Source organism: Mucilaginibacter sp., from assembly GCF_965277465.1.
Classification (GTDB): Bacteria; Bacteroidota; Bacteroidia; order Sphingobacteriales; family Sphingobacteriaceae; genus Mucilaginibacter.
The window spans coordinates 2,297,146-2,316,420 of record NZ_CBDICW010000002.1 but is presented as its reverse complement, the minus strand read 5'-3'; the positions used below and the strand labels follow the sequence as shown (position 1 = coordinate 2,316,420).

The following is a 19,275-nucleotide window of genomic DNA, read 5'->3' as shown; positions in this document are numbered from 1 at the left end:
ATGCTTATTTCTTTAATTCGCGTTTTACGTATGGTTCATTAGTACCTGCCGCAAGTACAGCAACCGTTAATTTTTCTTTAGTGACGTTGAATTCCTTCGCCCAAAAATCCAGGGTATAGGCATCATTAATATCAACAGTCTGGGTGTCTTCCGCTTTTGGTCTTAATTTTCGTTCCATTATATTTAGCCAACAAAGCCCCTTGCGGGGCTCTTGGTTTAATCACAATTATTACTATTTAATTTTCTTTTCTACCGCCGCGCGTTGATTGCTTCCGGCTGATTTCTTTGCGGCTTCCACTTTTTTAGGGGTTGTGCCTGTTTTCTTTGCTTCGTATTTCAATTCATGTGGTTGTACAGACACCGAATGCCTTTCAACTTTTGTTCCTCTTGTTACCATAGTTTTTAGTTTTTAGATGTCTTAATATAACAAATTCAATACCAACAGGTTTTAATTAGAACGATAAAGGTTATACTAATGGAAAAATTCGACATAAGTGTATCAGGAATTGATGAAGTGTTTAATTTTCAGGTCGTAAATCTAATACAGACATGGAACTTTGAAAGCTTAATCCGTTTCTACGATTAGGGGCAGGTGGCTTTCACCACGGGGCGGTGGTATCTTGGTACTACTTTCCACTGGCTCCGATAACAGACTGTTGCGGATATGTCTTTGGAACTATCCGCACAAATGCTGATTATTGTGCACAACGATGACATCCGCGATCCATTCCCGGACCAGACGAATTGTTACAGATCATTCCGTTCTAGCCCTGACACAGGGTTTGCCGCCGAATCAAGCAGGTGCCAACGCGGGCAGTTATTCTCGCGATCATTCTGTCCACGGCCGATAATATTGCACTCATCGCGGCAGAATTTAAAGCCAACGACTATATCCGCAAGCCTTTTGATATAGAAGATAATATAGAGGACATGGTAACTAAAATGGTAATAGTCCTCAATGACCATCCGCTGGCTTGTTAAAGCAGCAGGCTGAAATAAAAGGTCGAGCCCTTGCCTGGCTCACTTTCCGCCCAGATTCGGCCGTTATGGCGCCCAATAATACACGCGCTCAAGTATAGACCAATTCCAAATCCTGAAATATGGCGATGGCTTTCTAAATGATAAAAGCGTTTAAATATCTTTAGTATGTCTTCCGGCCGCATTCTCAAGCCTCGTCAGCAATACTCAGTAGCACTTCCTGCCTGGTTTTAAGGCACTTTACGCAGATTTTGAGTCTTTCGGGGAATACTTGGCGGCGTTGCTCAGCAGGTTGGACACGACAGAGCCGACCTTCCCCGGTCAGCACGCAGCACAAGGATATCACAAGTTTCCATTACAATGATATACGTCACCCCACTAAGATTGGCTTCCCTGATGACCTCTTTGATCAGGTCACCGATGATAAAATCCTGTTTATCGATCAGTAGCTTCCGGACTCCAGGCTCGAGACATTCAGGAAACCGTTGATCAGGTGGCTCATCTTTGTCACCTGATTATGCTTTATCAAATGCGCCGGGCACAAAGACATCCTCACTTTTTTTCAGCTTGGCATTCAGCACCTGTAAAATGGCGGTCAGCGAGGTCAACGGTGTTTTGAGCTCATGGCTTACCATCCCGAAAAAATCGTTCTTGCGGATAACTTCCATTTTTTGCTCGGTGATATCGTCCGTCACACCCGTTATATAGTTTCCGTTCTTCGCATCGGTCACAAATTTTCCAGCCGAGCGAACTCACCGATGCTTGCCGTCATGAAAACCGATGACCGGGTATTCCACTTAAAATGCGCGCCTGCTCTAGAGGAGGCGCAACCGCGTCCTGTATTATATCCCGGTATTCAGACATGATCTGGCTAATGGCAGCCTAATATGGCACATCTTCATCCGGCCGGAAGCCGGATAACTCGTTGAACCGGGCCAAAGCGATAATCCTACCCAACTTTTCATCCAAGTGCCAGACGGCCAGTTCTCCGGATTCAATAGCCATCCGCAGATCTTCTTCGGCAAGTTCAATTTTTTGCGCGGCGAGCTGCTGTTCAGTTATATCCATTACTATCCCGGTGAAAGCCGCAAAAGCCCCGGAGGGGTCGGCTTTAAGATTGCCGATCGCGCCCAACTAGTGCAACTGGTTATCATGCAGGCCAATCGGGTAGGGTCACATCATAATCGCCGTTGCGACAAATGGCATTTTCGAGTTTTTCCGCTACATAGCCTTACAGAAAAATAAAAATAACACGGTTCCTTGTTTTCTTTTGAATTATCTAATTCGATCGCAGTATCTTTTCTTAGAGGAATGTTGACCGTGCCCTAAATGCCTTAGCGGCATTTGGAGCTGTTGCGGAGTTCTGCACCATGACCGAGGACGATTGGTAAAAAAATATAATTGTTATATCGGATTCATCATTTATTATGGTTCAATAATGAACAGGGCATGCAGGCTCAATAATTTTTTACTTATTGAATAATCTTTCTAAAAGGATTACTAACCCTAGTAAAATCCATTCACCAGCTATGATTTCCAATATTAAAAATATCATCACGAATTTTTTGCGTTAAAATTTTATTTTTAGAATATTCTTAAAATCAACAATATTTGTGCCTAATAAACATTTAAATTACCCCTTATTGGTTCTCTTTATCAGATTTGACAATTCAAAAAAAAAAAATATATTCAATAGATAGAAAATACCATCCAAAGGTCCTGCTGATTAATGGATTTAGGAGAGTGACTAATATAACTGGGTAGTTTCGGAGGTTATTTCTGAATGAATCTCCCTGACTTATGTTTTTTGATAGGAAAATCAAAAAGCGGTTGGAGGCGTTGATTTAATGTAAATTTGTAAGTGCTTTTCGTTTTATTCAAGCGTAATTCGGTTTTTCATGCACTTATAACATTTGTAACGTTTGAATGGAAGCCAGAATAGTAGTATCTTCATCATGAACGGTCTAGGTACTCGATCCATATCTGATTTTAAGCCTTTGCCACATGCGCATGGAAGCGATTTCAAATTTGATTTATCAATGATTGTCATATAAAAGTTTAAGTTGCTTAAGCCTTCATTAATTCATAGACGGTAACTCAAGGGAACCAATTTTAAATGATTAGGCTTCACTATTTTATATCAGTTTTATTTCAATTACAGTCTTATATTCTTAATATAACTTAGTTTTTATAGAATTAATTGATTTACAGCAGAAATACGAATGGTTTTATTTAATATTAAATAGGATTGCTACAAATTAATTAATAAATGGTTTAATGATATCAAAAATATTGACTAAACGTGAATTTTAATCTAATTATATTTTAGAAACAACACTTATGTAGGTGTAATGTTTATTAATAAAATATAATAAATCTCAAGATACTTAATTTAAATGAAGCTGAAAGGATGTTTTTTTATCTTACTATTTTTTTTAACGGCCTCTTTTACAATAAAGGATGGGTTTACTCTTACGTAAATTTAAATAATTGGCTTAGTCTTTACATATTTTTTTATTATAATACAAATTCATGTCTTTTTATATAAATGGGATCAAAATATCAGAAAACACCGAGCTAGCTTTGAAGTCGTATACATGGGTATATTCATGTTCTCATTTTAACCAATTCAGTCATTGATAATGCTGGAGAACAAGCTCAAGTGTTTCAATTAAAATAAGTTTCAATTAAAATAAGTTTCATTACAATTGATAAATATTAATTTAAACTTTAAACAAATACCAGTCTAACTCTTTTTGCTTAAATGAAAATTATATTATATGCCCTGCTATTGATAGCATTGCTTCCCTTTGGTTTGAAAGGGCAGATTAGAGTTTCAGTGGATAGTAGTGTAGTAAGCATAAATAATGTGTATGAGATAACGATCAACCATTCAAAAGCTTATCCTAATAATTGGGAGGATGTCAATGTAGTTACAACTTTCACTGGTCCCGAAAATATTATTGTGAACGGCTTCTTTTACGATGCATATACATGGAAGGTTCGTTTTGCGCCGCCTAAAGAAGGACTTTGGAGATATTCTATAAGTTTCAAAACGCCTACAAGCACCTTTACCGATACCGGTACTTTTAATTGTACCTCGTCGATTCATCAAGAAAAGGGCTATCTGAAGCAACATCCTTCCAATAAATTTAGATTAGTATTTGCGGATGGTACATTATTTAACGGCGTTGCTTTTGAAGATTGCGTCCTTGATTTTAACAACGATGGAACTCCACTCAATGATTTTGGATTAGATGGTGAATTTTATCCTGTCAATACCATTGGACGTAGAGTAAAGTTGGATACTTACATGGAAACTTACGGAAGCAAAGGTGCAGGATTTAACTTGTTTAGATGGACTACGGATAACTGTTCTTTTAAGCTTTATAACAATATTTCTACCAGTGGAAATGATTATAGCATTCAAAATGGCCGATTTGGTGACACCCTTATACGATCATTGAAAGCTAATAAAATTAGAATATGGCTCACATTTTTTGGGCCTCCAGTATTTGGCAATATTACTAGTGATATGCCCTTAGAAGAAGCTGCCATAAAAAGATACATAAATTATGTAATAGCGCGCTACGGCGCTTATACGGATATTTGGGAACTCTTCAATGAGTCGTCTGCTTCAGATTACTATTATGAAACTATTACTAAATATATTAGATCAATCGATTCCTTTAAAAGGTTAATTTCTGTCAGTGATGAGCGGCCACAATTATCTTCTATTGATATAAATTCACCTCATTGGTATCAAAAGGAATCAGAGTTTGAGAGTGATATGGTGACTAATAAAATGATTAGTTCCCGGAAAACTTATAAAAAGTTAATCATTTTTGGCGAACAGGGAAACTCTGTTCAAAACTGGGATGCGTTGTCGTCCTTAAGAATGAGAATAAGAAGCTGGACTTCCTTTTTTTGTGAAGGAATACTTATATTTTGGAATACTTCCTATGCGAAAAATTATTTTCAAGCAAAATCTGCAAACATTTATTTAGGCCCGCAAGAACGGAGCTATATTCGCTCGTTACAAGATTTCACTGCTTTCGCGGACTCCTCCGTTATTCAGTCGCCAATCAATCCTTTGAATCCATCGGATGTACGTGCTTATGGTTTAGATGGAAAAAATATGATTTTTGGTTACTTCCATCATTATAGTTCTCATACGGACAGCATTTCCACAAGCTTTAGATACAGACTAAAAAGATCAGGAATAGTATTTTGGATAAATCCCGCTGACAACAAAATTATTGATTCCATGAGACTTTCGTTTGGGTCTCAAAGAATAGTTTCACCAAAGTTCGCTATTGATCTGGCAATGCGAATACAGTTGGACTCGGTCAACTCTGTTTTCGATATAAAAGATAAACTTGATCTTTTAATTTATCCCAATCCTGCTACAACAGAAATTGCAGTGAGTGGAAATTTTATCGGCCCAGCTGAAATTGATATTTATGATGTAAATGGAAAAAAAGTTTTTATTAACAGACAAATATTCAGTGACCAATTTTTCCACATAGACGGGCTTGCCCCTGGAGTTTACATCTACAGTATTAAGGTGAACAATCGGATTGGGTCTGGGAAACTAATTATAAAATGAAACTTATTTAGGGCTGAATTATTATATCCTGAGTGTACGGATTCAATCGCATTTGACCTTTGTTTAATATCTGACCATTTAACTTTATATTTATAAAACTAACATTTGTGATTTTATGATTGATATCCGCACCAATAATTTCTGTACCCGGCTGAAGTCCATCAACCTTTATGTTTTTAAATATTATATCTTGAATATATCCTAAGTTATTATCAAATGAAGGGCCTGCTTTACCTATCCATAAAGAAATAAACCTGTTAGCTTCTGCGATATCAAGGTTTTCAAAGCGAATATTGCTAATCTTGGATCCATCACATTGAAATATACGTAAAGAACACTCCCTGCTAAGGTCATGAATTATATGGCAATTCGAAAATAAAACATTGCTTACATCTTCTCTCAATTCTCCACCAATAGACATCGCATTAGCGAGTTGATTCCATAAAATACAATTTTCTATCAATATATGGTCAACTTTGCCTTGGTTCTCAAATGATTTTATAACAATCAAATCATCACTGGTTCTGATAAAGCAATTATTAATAATGATATTTCTGCTATTACAGATATCGATTCCATCGCTATTTGCGCGATAGCCAATTATTTTAACGTTCGTTATTTTAATGCTATCAGATTGCATTATAGGTATTGTCCAGCCACATGGATTTTTTAATATAACATCTTTAATACTTATATCCTTACCATGAATTACTGACAATAAATTTCTGGAATGTGATGGACAACCGCTCCCGTCAATAATCCCTTGTCCTTCAAACTTAATGTGGCGTCCAGAAAGTATAAATGTTGGCGCATAATTTCTCAGACCACTAGGTTCTGTAGTATATTTTTCATTTTTACCGATAACGGCCCTGATGATTGCACCTCCTGCTACATAAACAGTTTGATTATCTTTAATGACCATGGAAGTAACTTCATGAATTCCAGGACCAAAGTAAATAACATTCGGCTGTCCCTTTTTGGGAATAAAATGATCAACAGCATTCGAAAAAATATGAAGCGAATTAATCTTATTACCATTAATTTCAATCGTTAAGTTTTGATTAGGTTGAACACTAAAAATAATTTTATGAGCGCTTATGATTGGTTTGATGTGATAACATAAGGGTAATACTACTATCGATTTGATACTTTCCTTAATTTGAACTGAAACAGCAACAGCGGAAGGGGTAGAAAAATAACAAAATGCAGCAGTGTCAAAATATTTGGCTGAATTCATCAGGTCGTCAGTTGCTTTGAATCTCTGTTGAGTATCTCCTGAAGCAACTTTAACTTTGTAAATAGCTAATTTTTTTCCTTTAACCAGGACAGTATAGGTTTGATCAATAACCTCCCCTTTAGGCGCAGGATAAATAATAATATGTTGAGACATTCCAATCAGCGGCAAAAATTGGAAAATTATTGCAATCAATACCAGACTTATAATCGAACTGTATTTTTTATTATACATATTGAGTAATTTAAAATTCAAAAATAATATGTAAAGAAGACTCATGTTAAATGATATTCTTTCTAAGAATAATGTTGATAACTTATAATAAATCCTCCTGGACAAAAATAACATTGAACCATGATGAGTTTCATAAGCAAAAACGACATGTTTTCAAGTATGTTTTCTGAATTATTAAATAAACTTAATCAATTAGAAAGACTTTATAGTTCTAATATATTTAATTGACATTTAACTATAATTAATTAATAATTAATTATGAATATTTTCAATGTGATTTTTCACGGAATTTTATGAACAGGGAATAATTCTTGTAACATCCATTTCATCTAAAGCCGTTACCTCTCGGATGAATTTACGCTAACTTTAAAAATGTGAAAATTAAAATTGCCCATATTACTCAATCCTTAGGGGGAGTAATGACGTACTTGGAACATGTATTTAATTATACTAATCAGGAAGAATATGAATTCGTGGTAATCGCGCCTGAACATTACGAATTTGAGTTGTTTTGTAAACAACATTCAGTAACCTATTATCCAATAAAAATTCAAAGAAGCATAAATCCTGTTAAAGACGGTTCGGCTTTCTTTAAAATAATTTCTATATTAAGGATGGAAAGACCTGATATAGTTCATACCCATAGTGCCAAGGGTGGATTTATAGGAAGACTCGCGGCTACATTTTTTGATGTCCGTGTTGTTTATTCTCCACATGCATTTTCTTATTTATCATTCAAAGGAATGAAACGCATAATATTTTATAGTTTAGAATATGTTGCAAAGAAATGGACAGATGTTCTTTTATCGGTTTCTTTTTCTGAAGCAAATAGGGCTATTTACGAACTAGATTATGACAGCTATCAGGTTAAGACCATTTTAAATGCTATTCCAGTTGATGAAAATTTACCTTTCCGTAATTATGAGCAGTGTATAAAAATAGGAATGATTGGAAGGCTAACTTATCAAAAAAATCCTTTATTGTTTCTTGAAGTTGCTTTTGAAATGATAAAAAAAAATCCGCTTCTTGAATTCTCAATTCTCGGAGCCGGGCTAACTGATCATTTGGCATGTGAAATTGAAGATTTCATCACCAAGAATAAAATTAGACAAAATATCAATATTTTGTCATGGGGTGATAATGACACAAGTAGGAATTTTCTGAAAAATCAGGACCTTTTTGTAATGACTTCCGTATTTGAAGGTTTGCCATTTTCTTTAGTAGAGGCGATGGCATTAGGCATTCCTTGCGTCGTTTCGAAAGTAGACGGAAATACAGATGTCATTCAAAATTACGAAAATGGTTTTTCATGTCTCACCAAAAGTGAGTTCCAGAAAAAAATTGAGTTACTTATCGAGAGCGAAGATTTGAGAAGACAAATAGGGCAGGCGGCATATCGGTATGTGAAGACAACTCATGATATTAATCAAAATATTAAAAAACTGGAAGAACTTTATACAGACTTACATAGACATAAACTTTTAAATTTAAAAAATATACGAATAAATGATACGGTCACTGTCAATTCTGCCTCAAGCTTTTGAGAGTAATATTTTTTTATTTGATTTTGTTACTGTCAATTCATTCCAATCATATATTTGATTCAATTTTTTATAAATTTATTTACTTATTATCTAAAACAAAAAACTCTAATTATTATTTAATGGATGTTGTAACTATTCTTTAATATCCAAATTTTTAAAGTCGCACTTTCAGTTCAATTAAATGAAAATTTTCTTATACATTATCGCAATATCCGCTTTTTTTTTAATGGCCTTTTCTAATACAGTTTCTTCTCAATCTAATTCTGGGAATCTTTCTACAGTAAATATTGATGAGTTGTCTGATTCTCAAATTAAAGAATTGTTGGTCAGAGCGAAAGCGTCTGGAGAAAGTGATGCTGCACTCCTGCAAGCAGCTAGAGATAGAGGGATGTCCGCTGAACAAGTCGAGAATCTTAAATCCAGAATTGTAGCGATAGAGGTCCAACAACGATCATCAGTTGATACGTCAAAACAAAATCGAAATACCATATACAATATTGTTCAGTCTAAAAATGGACAGGGACCTGTTTCCACTGACAATTTATTGCCACGAGCATTTGGTTCTGATCTTTTTACTGGTGGCGGAAACAGTTTTGAACCTAATATGCGTTTGGCTACACCAGTCAATTATGTTCTAGGCCCGGATGATCAGTTGAATATTAATATCTATGGTTACTCTGTTGATAATTGGAAGTTAAGTGTTTCCCCTGAAGGAAACATTAATATTCCGCACGTGGGCATAGTTAATGTCAGTGGTAAAACTATTGAGCAAGCTACAGCATTGATAAAAAGTAAATTAAAATCAAATAACTACGCGATTGATAACGGCACGACGGTAAACGTTACGCTTGGGGACATACGAAGCATAAAAGTAGTAATCACAGGTGAGGCGAATAAGCCTGGAACATATACATTATCTTCCTTGTCAACTGTTTTTAATGCGCTTTATGCTGCAGGAGGCCCCAATCAAAGTGGATCTTTCAGAAATATTGAAATAATACGTGATAATAAACTTATTAGAAAACTTGATGTTTATTCATTTTTAGTAAGCGCGAATCAAAAAGATAACATAGGGTTAAAAGATCAGGATATTATTAGGATACCCCATTATGAAGTACGCGTTCAACTTTCCGGCGAGATAAATCATCCCGCTTTATTTGAAGTGCAACCTGGTGAAACAATTTCGGATCTCCTCAAATTCGCAGGCGGTTTTACGGATGTGGCCGATAGGGATAAAATGCAAGTTATTACAATTAGTGACGGACAACGTAGCATTGCTGATATTTATAAATCAAACTTTGCTCATTATAAACCTGAAAATGGTGACAAATATGTAGTGGGAAGAATTTTAGAGCGATTTTCTAATAGGATCACTATCGCAGGTGCTGTTTCACGACCAGGTAATTATGCTTTGGAAACTGGTTTGACACTTTCAAAATTAATTATTAAAGCATCAGGTTTACGACCGGACGCTTTTACGCCTCGGGGAACAATTACGAGATTAAATCCTGATAATACAGTCTCTATTTTGTCTTTTGATGTAAAAGATGTTATTGGGAATTCATCAAAAGATATATTGTTGCAACGTGAAGATTTGGTTACTATTTCTTCGATATTTGATTTCCGGGACAATTACACTATTTCCGTAAAAGGGGAAGTGAGACGACCGGGTGATTATGCATTTGCAGATAGCATGACTTTAGAGAATGCAATCATTCAGGCGGGTGGTTTAACAGAGGCAGCCAGCCCCAGCCGGATTGAAGTTTCCCGCCGTGCGATGAGTAGCGATGCAAATTCTGTCAACGGAATTATTGCCAAAGTTTATACAGTTACTGTTATCGATCAGTTAGGTTTGAATAGCACTAATTTTCCTTTGAAGCCATTCGATATAGTATCTATTTATACGGAACCTGGTTATCAGAAACAACAGACGATCAAAATAGAGGGAGAAGTCCTATATCCCGGTTATTACACGATCCAAACAAAGAACGAAAGAATATCTGACATCATTAAGCAAGCTGGAGGACTAACTGTATTTGCCTATGCAGATGGTGGTACACTAAAGCGGGAATATAGTGCCACGCTCGGTTTTGATAAAAATAAAGTTGATACTAATTTGATAAAGGTTGAGCAAGAAACGAGATTAAGAAAAGTTAGTCAATCTATAAGTGATTCCACGTTTCTTAGTACAGGAAACTTCCGAAATAATTATGTTGGTATTGATTTAAACAAGATTATTAAAAATCCACGGTCTGAAACAGATTTACTATTGAAAGACGGAGATGTAATAAGTGTTCCTAAACAACAGGAGACTGTATCCATCAGCGGACAAGTACTTATCCCTAGTTCAGTTGTTTATAGCCCCGGAAAATCATTTAAGAGTTATATTCTTAATGCAGGCGGTTTTGCTGACAGAGCGTTAAAAAGGAAATCATCTATTTTATATCCAAATGGAACAGTTAAAGGTACTAGTAGATTTCTTTTCTTCATTAATTATCCAACGGTAAAACCAGGAAGTCAGATTTATGTGCCTAAAAAATCACCGCCATCTGGAAATTTCAGTCAATCAGCAATTGCACTTACCGGGGCACTAGCATCACTTGGAATTTTGATTTTAGGAATTTTAACATTTCATAAATAATGGTGGACGTAACAAAGGATACAGCGAATCGTCAACCGGATGAATTAACTGTAAAGAATGGAATCCTTAAGCTAAAAGCTTTTAATAGTTATCTATATAGCAAATGGCTGATAATAGGGATTTGCTCTTTAATTGGCGGCCTGACGGGTCTTTTATATGCCATTTTAAAAAAACCTGTTTACACTGCTGAATACACGTTTGTAATCAGTGAAGGGACAGGATCGCATGGAGGGGCATTAACTCAATATTCCGCATTAGCTTCCATGGCCGGCATCGATATGGGAGGGAATGCAGGTTTGTTTGAAGGCGATAATATTATTGAGCTATATAAATCGAGGTCAATGCTTATAAAGGCTTTATTAACAAAAGTTTCTTTTCCGGGCAAACAGCAATTATTGATTGACAAGTATTTCGAAATAAATAAGATCAGATCTGGGTGGAAAAACAATTCTAAACTAAGTAACATAACTTTTGATACTCTTAAAGGTAAGTTCGGATTGATCCAGGATAGTTTAATGATAATGGCTGCGAATGATATTAACAAGAATTATTTAATTGTTGATAAACCTGATAAAAAATTAAGCATTATCAGTGTAAAGGTTGCTTCAAAAGACGCGCTATTTGCAAAGGCTTTTACTGAAACCATCGTTTCTACCGTTAATAAATTTTACATCGAGACAAAAACTCATGGAAGCTTACAAAATTTACATCTATTCGAACATCAGGTTGATAGTGTTAGGCACGTTCTGAATTCTTCCATCAGTGGTTCTGCATCCGCTATTGATGCAAATCCTGATCCAAATCCAGTGCTGCAGGTTTTGCGAGTACCCTCACAAAAAAAACAGATAGATATTCAAGCCAATACAGCTCTTTATACGGAAGCTGTTAAGAATCTTGAAGTTTCCCGCTCTATGCTACAACGTGAAACTCCCCTTATACAGGTCGTGGATGGGCCTATGCTACCCTTACCTAACGACAGGCTGAGTAAATCTAAAGGCATAATCTACGGAGTCTTGATTGCATTTATGTTGACTACCGTCATGATTAGTGTCCGAAAATTGTACAGTAATATATTAAGATAAACATAATGAAAGTAGTACTACTTGCAGGTGGACTTGGAACAAGAATTTCGGAAGAAACCATATTAAAGCCAAAACCCATGATCGAGATTGGCGGGATGCCTATTTTATGGCATATAATGAAGATATATTCCTCTTATGGTTATAATGATTTCGTCGTATGTCTCGGTTATAAAGGGTATCTTATAAAGGAATATTTTAATAATTATTTTTTACACCGTTCCGATGTTACTGTCAATCTTGCAGATAATAGTTTGGAAGTACATGATTCCCAGGCGGAACCTTGGAAGATCACTTTAGTTGATACAGGTATGAATTCCATGACCGGCGGTCGTATTAAACGTATACAAAATCATATTGGTAATAATCCATTTTTATTGACTTATGGGGATGGGGTGAGCGATATAAATATCGAAGAACTTGTTAAGTTTCATAAAACTCATAACAAGCTTTGTACAGTAACAGCTGTGCAGCCATCAGGCCGCTTTGGAGCTTTAAATCTTAGCAATGAGAATCAGGTTTTGTCATTTATGGAAAAACCAAAGGGTGACGGTTCCTGGATAAATGGTGGTTTTTTTGTTTGTCAGCCTGAAGTTTTTAATTATATAGCTGGGGATAATACAACTTGGGAAAAAGAACCTATGGAGAGCATTGCTAAAAACGGTCAAATGTTTACCTATAAACATGAAGGTTTTTGGAAGCCAATGGATACGCTTAGAGATAAGCAAGAATTAGAAGAAGATTGGGCAAATGGTCGTGCTAAATGGAGAAACTGGTAAAGATTTAATATATGTTTAACAATATTTACAACAATAAAAAAGTATTGGTAACTGGTCACACGGGCTTTAAAGGAGGTTGGCTTAGTTTATGGTTAAAACAATTGGGGGCAAAGGTCTATGGTATCTCCAATGAAGTATACCCTGATCCTTCTCTTTATAAAGTTTCTGAAATAAACAGTCAAGTGGAATCACATATCGCTGATATTCGTGATTTGAATTCAATGCTTTCCATAATAGGCAAGATTGAGCCCGATTTTGTGTTTCATCTTGCCGCACAACCAATCGTCAAAATTGCTTTCGATAATCCGCTGGATACCTTTAATACTAATATTATGGGTACCGCAAATGTTTTGGAAGCGATTAGAAGGATAGAGAAACCTTGTATTGCAGTAATGATCACCAGTGATAAATGCTATGACAATGTCGAATGGCCCTGGGGTTACAAGGAAACGGATCATTTAGGAGGTAAAGATCCGTATTCAGCGTCAAAAGGCGCTGCGGAGTTAATCATAAAAACTTATTTTCATTCGTTTTTTAAAAAACAGGGAAAAATAAAAATTGCCTCTGTTAGGGCCGGCAATGTTATCGGTGGGGGTGACTGGGCTGATAGTCGCATTGTTCCGGATTGCTTCAGGGCGTGGGCCAAAGGGGATAAAGTGATCATTCGAAGTCCTAATTCAACCCGCCCATGGCAGCATGTTCTTGAACCTTTAAGCGGTTATCTTCAAACTGGCCAATTATTATATAATCCTGACAAGGTAAATATCAATGGAGAAGCCTACAATTTTGGTCCTCCAACGGATCAGAACTATACTGTGCTTGACTTGCTTCGGCAACTGGCTATCAATTGGGACAATCAAAACGCAGATATACTGCAGATTGAGTCAGGGGATTTTCCTGAATCAGGCTTATTGAAGTTGAATATTGATAAATCTTTGTTTCATATGGAGTGGAAACCAACATTGAATTTTAATGAGACCGCTAAGTTTACGAGTGATTGGTATCAAGCTTACTACAAATCTAATGAAGTTAACATGCTTGATTTTACGAAAGATCAAATATCGGAATATATAATCGTTGCTCAGCGGAAAGGAATTTTATGGTCATTGAAATAATTGAAGGGGTTTTATTTTATCCTTTAAGTATTATTAATACGACAGGCGGGAGTGTTATGCATGCAATAAAAGGTTTGGATAAGGATTTACCTGAATTCGGCGAATGCTATTTTTCTACTGCGAAAAGTAACGACCCTAAAGCCTGGAAAAAACATTCAAATATGACTTGTAATCTTTTCGTGCCCTCAGGTGCTGTGAAATTTGTTTTTTACGATGATAGACAGGGAAGCGAAAGCTTCGGTGAGATCAAAGAAATTGTGATGTCTACCAATAACTATGGCAGGCTTGTTATACGTCCTAACATTTGGTTTGGATTTGCAAGTATTGCTGAAGGCGCAGAAAGCATCATCTTAAATGTCTCAAATATGAGGCACGATCCCAATGAAAGCAAACGTCTTGAACCCGGAGCTATAGAAATACCTTATAACTGGACTTTTTAAATGAATATATTATTAACAGGGGCATCCGGTATTTTAGGCAGCGATATAAGTTCGCAGTTAAAGGAATCTGGCCATAATGTTTTAGGATTTAGTTCTTCTGATATTGATTTATTTAGCTATCAGGATGTAAAAACCAAGGTGCATGATTTCAAGCCCGAAATTGTTATACATAGTGCAGCGGTAACTAATGTTGATCTTTGTGAGGAACATCACGAAATTGCTGATCAAATTAATATAATTGGTTCAGAGAATATTGCTAAGGCTTCGCGTAAAATAGATGCAAAAGTTATTTATATTAGTAGTTGTGGGGTATATGGCAATGGTAAAATCTCCCCTTATAATGAAAGTGACGAGACCAATCCGGTAACTTATCATCATTATAGCAAACTCGAAGGCGAGAAGCGTGTAAGAAAATTTACGAAAAAGTTTTTAATCGTCAGACCAGGTTGGTTATTTGGCGGTACTCCCCAACACAAAAAGAATTTTGTCGAGGCTAGAAAGAAAGATGCTTTTAACGCAAGTTTGATTAAAAGTGCGGGGGACAAGTTTGGCTCACCAACTTATACCGCCGATCTGGCCAAACAAATCTTATACTTGATGGAGGAGGGTTTTAATGGTACATTCAACGTCGTTAATGAGGGTTGCGCATCAAGATTTGAATATGTGACAGAAATAGTTAAACTGTTAAAAATGTCGACTATCGTTGAATCGGTAAATTCCGACGCTTTTCCACGTAAAGCTAATATGCCGGCTAATGAATGCCTTGAAAATAGAAATCTTAGCCAGGCAAATGTGAATAAGATGCGAAGCTGGAAAGTTGCGCTAAAAGAATATATTAATCTCACCTATCAATCCTAATGTATACTATACTTGGTGCCGGGTTAAGCGGAATTAGCATTGCTGATCATCTTTATAAAAAAGGTATTGCGTATCAGCTGTATGAGTCAAAATTACACGGTGGAGGACACATCTATAGTGAAATAATAGATGGTTTTACGTGGGATGAAGGACCGCATGTATCCTTCACCCAATACCCTTATGTTCAAAATTATTTTGCACATAATTGCGACAATGAATTTTTAGAGTATTCAACTGCTCCTACTAATTATTTTAAAGGAAACTGGATAATACATCCGGCACAATCAAATATGTATGCAATTCCAGAACCTTTACGGAATGATTGTATATCAGCTGTTATCAAAATAAGAGACGAATTTCCTCCTAATTATGAACCTTCCAATTATCAGGATTGGATGGATTTTGCATTTGGTAAAACTTTTGCAAAAATTTTTTCTAAAGTGTACACCGAAAAGTATTGGGCGACCAAACCTGAAAATCTTACCACTAATTGGATCGGTAAGCGTATTTATTTTCCGGAAGTAACAGATATGGTTGAAAGTGCCAAGGGGCCAATTGATAAAACCACCCACTACATTAGTACAGTTAGATATCCTAAAAAAGGAGGCTATTACTCTTTTATAAAAAATGTTGAAAAACGTTTGAACATCTGTTATAATAAAGAGCTTAAATATATCTCTTTTAATAATAAAGAACTGGTTTTTGCCGATGGTCATAAAGAAAGTTACATTAATCTAATAAGTACCCTGCCGCTACCAGGGCTGATCAGAAATAGTGATGCTCCTGAAGAGATCAAGCGCGCTGCTCAAGAATTGAAATGCTCTCAGGTTCTCCTTGTAAATGTGGTTGTGAATCATGGAACTCCTGTGCCTAACCATTGGATATATGTTTATGATGAGGATTATTACTCTACAAGAATAAACTTTACTGAAATGCTATCTCCTTATAATGGAAAATCTGCCAAATCGGGGATACAGGTCGAAGTCTATTTTTCCGCTGAGAGACCAATTTCCGAATCCATAGCAAATGTATCTCGTCAGGTATTGAATGAATTAATTGAAATGAAATTAATAAAAGGAGAAAGTTACATAGATTCTTTTCATACTAAATGGCTTAATTGGGCAAATGTTATTTTTGACCAGGCGAGAGTCAGTGCGCAGGATTTAATTTTAGCGTGGTTGAGTACCAAAGGTTTAAAACGCGAAGAAGATGATTTACTGCCAATGACTGATTGGATCGAAAAAGCTAATATGCCGTTAGGTACTATTATACTTGCTGGTCGTTTTGCGCAGTGGAAGTATTATTGGACGGATGATTGTGTTATGCGGGGTAAATTTATAAGTGATAATATCCAATGAAATCAATTCCAGATATTTCAGTCATTATCCCAAATTACAATCATGAACGTTTTCTTAGAAAACGAATTGATTCCGTATTAGCACAAAGTTTTCAAAATTTTGAAATTATAATTTTGGACGATTGCTCATCAGATAATAGTAGAGCTATCATTGAAACTTATCGGTGTAATGCGAAGGTATCGCATATAGTTTACAACAATGTGAATAGCGGTTCAACTTTTGTACAATGGTGCAAAGGGTTAACCTTAGCAATAGGGAAGTACATTTGGATCGCTGAAAGTGACGATTACGCATCAACGAATTTTTTGGAGGTATTATTTGCACCATTTAATATAATTTCCGGGTTAGTAATTTCCTACTGTCGATCAACAGATGTGGATGAAAATGGTAATCTACTTGGTTTAACGTTGCATGCCGATAAAATGGATGCAATAAAGTGGACAAATGATTATGTAGCGACGGGCATATCAGAGCTTAGCACCTATTTAAAGTATCGGAATACCATTCCAAATGCAAGTGCTGTTTTATTTAAAAAACCTGCTGATTTCGAAAGATATTTAAATACGAGCATGCGTTATTGCGGAGATTGGTATTTTTGGCAAGCACTTCTAAAGGATAAGGGAAGCAAGATCGCATACTCAAGTCAGCCACTAAATTTTTTTCGTACACATGTTAGTAGTACCAGATCTTTGGAATTAGGTTCCACGGCGGAAAAGGAATTACAAAGGTTTGGTGAGTACAAAACTTTCGTACCAAAATCCTTTTTTAATCCGTTTGATCAACGCTTTCGCTGGATGATGGCTGAGTGGATTGACAGGGGCGTACCTGAGCTACTTAAGGCAACTCATTATTATTATTACCCGTTACTTCACCCTGCATTGATTGCCCGGTATTATATGTATTTAATAAAAAACTATTTTTTCCCTGTAAAGGAAAGGCAGAGCAATGATTAAAAAAAACTTGATTTATAATGCCTTACTGTCCGTAAGTCAATTTATTTTTCCGTTGATAACCTTTCCCTACTCATCAAGAATTTTAGGGCCTAACGGAATTGGTTCTATCAATTTTATTGACAGCTTCACTCAATATTTCATTTTATTTGCTGCTTTGGGAATTCCTTTATATGGAGTTAGGGAAATTTCTAAGCATAAAAGCGACCAAAAAGCTTTAGAAAAGAGTTTTAATGAAATATTCTTAATTCATATTATTTCAGCGTTTGTTTTTTCAATTATCTACTTAATAATCGGATTCTTGATTCCGAATCTTCGGGCTCATTTTGATTTGGTTTTAGTAGGTATAACCATGGTAATTTTCGGTGTTCTTTCAGCTGAATGGCTTTTTCAGGGAATGGAGAAGTTTGCTTATATAACTTCGCGTACTCTGGTAGTCCGCATAATTTCTGTTGCCTTGCTTTTTATTTTCTTAAAAAAGAATTCTCCTCCGGTTGTTTATTATGGAGTTCTGGCTAGCGGAGTGGTGGTTAATGGATTTATTAATATTTTTTATTTAAAAAGAATTATTAAAATAAACTTTTCCGAAGTTGCTCTTAAAAATCACCTTAAGCCTTTATTTATAATTTTAGGATCCACCCTGGCCGTCAGTGTTTACCTGCTAATGGACAGTGTAATACTTGGATTTCTACAATCAGAAAAAGCAGTTGGTATTTATGCGACCGCTCTGAGAATAGTTCGTCTGCCATTGGCCCTTATAGGTGCAGTGAATTCAGTGATTATACCTCGAGTAGCTAGGGCTTATGATCAAAGTAACTATCAGGAGATTAATTCATATGCACAAAAATCATTTGGGATTATTTGCGTTTTAGTATTTCCCATCGTGGTTGGAATCTATATATCTTCTCCTTTTCTGATTCATACTTTCGCCGGTAATAAGTTTAATGAATCTATCATTCCTTTGCAAATTTTAGCTCCTTTAATATTAATTATTGGCTTTGCAAACATTGTATGTGTACAATTATTGGCACCGATGGAACAGGAAAAGGCATTACTAAAGATTTACTTTGCGAGTATGATTTTCAGCCTTGTTATCAATATTTTTATGATCAAATACTATTCTTATCTGGGCGCTTCGATCGGTATGATTTTAACGGAGACTTTTGCAACAGTTGTGGCGTATTTTTACCTTAAGAAAATTATTGATATCGTTTTTGACAAACGGTTATTAATGCTATGTTCCTTTGGTTCATTGATCTTTTTTCCTATCGCATTCATTGTTAGAAGTCTCATATCCAATGATTTAATAAAAGAAATCACGGTTATTTTTTGTTGCATTCTATTTTATTCCAGTTTTATATTACTTTTTGTAAAAAACGCATTTATAACCAATTTAAAAAAAATGTTCTTTAGTAAATTATCAACTTAATAAGTCATAATTGAATAAATATAAAAT

17 protein-coding genes are annotated in these 19,275 nt (G+C 35.7%); 11 read left to right on the top strand and 6 right to left on the bottom strand.

Annotation, left to right across the window (positions count from 1 at the left end):
- Positions 1 to 4: 4 nt before the first annotated feature.
- The 5 genes from ACQY4U_RS22510 to ACQY4U_RS22490 all read right to left on the bottom strand — a co-directional run bounded on the left by ACQY4U_RS22510 (position 5) and on the right by ACQY4U_RS22490 (position 2,112).
- Entirely contained in the window at positions 5 to 178 is a 174-nt protein-coding gene (locus ACQY4U_RS22510) for a DUF3606 domain-containing protein (RefSeq protein ID WP_428331713.1), read from the bottom strand.
- 54 nt (positions 179 to 232) lie between these two features.
- Entirely contained in the window at positions 233 to 397 is a 165-nt protein-coding gene (locus tag ACQY4U_RS22505) for a DUF3606 domain-containing protein (protein ID WP_428331712.1), read from the bottom strand.
- 580 nt (positions 398 to 977) lie between these two features.
- Positions 978 to 1,163 carry a sensor histidine kinase gene (locus ACQY4U_RS22500; RefSeq protein ID WP_428331711.1) on the bottom strand — a complete coding sequence of 62 codons (186 nt, stop codon included), beginning with the start codon at positions 1,161 to 1,163 and terminating at the stop codon, positions 978 to 980.
- 330 nt (positions 1,164 to 1,493) lie between these two features.
- Positions 1,494 to 1,673, bottom strand: coding sequence for a histidine kinase dimerization/phospho-acceptor domain-containing protein (locus tag ACQY4U_RS22495; RefSeq protein ID WP_428331710.1), 180 nt, complete (start codon positions 1,671 to 1,673; stop codon positions 1,494 to 1,496).
- 187 nt (positions 1,674 to 1,860) lie between these two features.
- Complete coding sequence (locus ACQY4U_RS22490; RefSeq protein ID WP_428331709.1) at positions 1,861 to 2,112, bottom strand: hypothetical protein; 252 nt, start codon at positions 2,110 to 2,112, stop codon at positions 1,861 to 1,863.
- Positions 2,113 to 3,742: 1,630 nt separating this feature from the next.
- Here ACQY4U_RS22490 and ACQY4U_RS22485 point away from each other — a divergent pair.
- Positions 3,743 to 5,587, top strand: coding sequence for a DUF5060 domain-containing protein (locus tag ACQY4U_RS22485; RefSeq protein WP_428331708.1), 1,845 nt, complete (start codon positions 3,743 to 3,745; stop codon positions 5,585 to 5,587).
- A 7-nt stretch (positions 5,588 to 5,594) separates the two neighbouring features.
- Here ACQY4U_RS22485 and ACQY4U_RS22480 read toward each other — a convergent pair whose 3' ends face one another.
- Positions 5,595 to 7,055 carry a glycosyl hydrolase family 28 protein gene (locus tag ACQY4U_RS22480; RefSeq protein WP_428331707.1) on the bottom strand — a complete coding sequence of 487 codons (1,461 nt, stop codon included), beginning with the start codon at positions 7,053 to 7,055 and terminating at the stop codon, positions 5,595 to 5,597.
- Positions 7,056 to 7,429: 374 nt separating this feature from the next.
- Between ACQY4U_RS22480 and ACQY4U_RS22475 the strand changes: the two genes are divergently transcribed.
- The 10 genes from ACQY4U_RS22475 to ACQY4U_RS22430 all read left to right on the top strand — a co-directional run bounded on the left by ACQY4U_RS22475 (position 7,430) and on the right by ACQY4U_RS22430 (position 19,248).
- A complete protein-coding gene (locus ACQY4U_RS22475; protein ID WP_428331706.1) occupies positions 7,430 to 8,599 on the top strand; it encodes a glycosyltransferase in 1,170 nt (389 codons plus the stop codon).
- A gap of 181 nt (positions 8,600 to 8,780) precedes the next feature.
- On the top strand, positions 8,781 to 11,240 hold the full coding sequence (locus ACQY4U_RS22470) for an SLBB domain-containing protein (RefSeq protein ID WP_428331705.1): 2,460 nt from the start codon (positions 8,781 to 8,783) through the stop codon (positions 11,238 to 11,240).
- Complete coding sequence (locus ACQY4U_RS22465) at positions 11,240 to 12,322, top strand: Wzz/FepE/Etk N-terminal domain-containing protein (RefSeq protein ID WP_428331704.1); 1,083 nt, start codon at positions 11,240 to 11,242, stop codon at positions 12,320 to 12,322. Before ACQY4U_RS22470 ends, ACQY4U_RS22465 begins: the two co-directional genes overlap by 1 nt.
- A gap of 5 nt (positions 12,323 to 12,327) precedes the next feature.
- Positions 12,328 to 13,098, top strand: a complete 771-nt coding sequence (gene rfbF, locus ACQY4U_RS22460) for a glucose-1-phosphate cytidylyltransferase (protein ID WP_428331703.1) — start codon at positions 12,328 to 12,330, stop codon at positions 13,096 to 13,098.
- Between the two features lie 11 nt (positions 13,099 to 13,109).
- Positions 13,110 to 14,213, top strand: coding sequence for a CDP-glucose 4,6-dehydratase (gene rfbG, locus ACQY4U_RS22455; protein ID WP_428331702.1), 1,104 nt, complete (start codon positions 13,110 to 13,112; stop codon positions 14,211 to 14,213).
- Positions 14,198 to 14,653, top strand: a complete 456-nt coding sequence (locus ACQY4U_RS22450) for a hypothetical protein (RefSeq protein ID WP_428331701.1) — start codon at positions 14,198 to 14,200, stop codon at positions 14,651 to 14,653. Before rfbG ends, ACQY4U_RS22450 begins: the two co-directional genes overlap by 16 nt.
- Positions 14,654 to 15,511 carry an SDR family oxidoreductase gene (locus ACQY4U_RS22445; protein ID WP_428331700.1) on the top strand — a complete coding sequence of 286 codons (858 nt, stop codon included), beginning with the start codon at positions 14,654 to 14,656 and terminating at the stop codon, positions 15,509 to 15,511.
- The gene (locus ACQY4U_RS22440) at positions 15,511 to 16,869 is read left to right on the top strand and encodes a protoporphyrinogen/coproporphyrinogen oxidase (RefSeq protein WP_428331699.1); all 1,359 of its coding nucleotides are present in this window, start codon (positions 15,511 to 15,513) and stop codon (positions 16,867 to 16,869) included. Before ACQY4U_RS22445 ends, ACQY4U_RS22440 begins: the two co-directional genes overlap by 1 nt.
- On the top strand, positions 16,866 to 17,822 hold the full coding sequence (locus ACQY4U_RS22435; RefSeq protein ID WP_428331698.1) for a glycosyltransferase: 957 nt from the start codon (positions 16,866 to 16,868) through the stop codon (positions 17,820 to 17,822). The genes ACQY4U_RS22440 and ACQY4U_RS22435 overlap by 4 nt, the downstream gene beginning before the upstream one ends.
- Positions 17,815 to 19,248, top strand: a complete 1,434-nt coding sequence (locus tag ACQY4U_RS22430) for a flippase (RefSeq protein WP_428331697.1) — start codon at positions 17,815 to 17,817, stop codon at positions 19,246 to 19,248. The genes ACQY4U_RS22435 and ACQY4U_RS22430 overlap by 8 nt, the downstream gene beginning before the upstream one ends.
- The last annotated feature ends 27 nt before the right edge of the window (positions 19,249 to 19,275 follow it).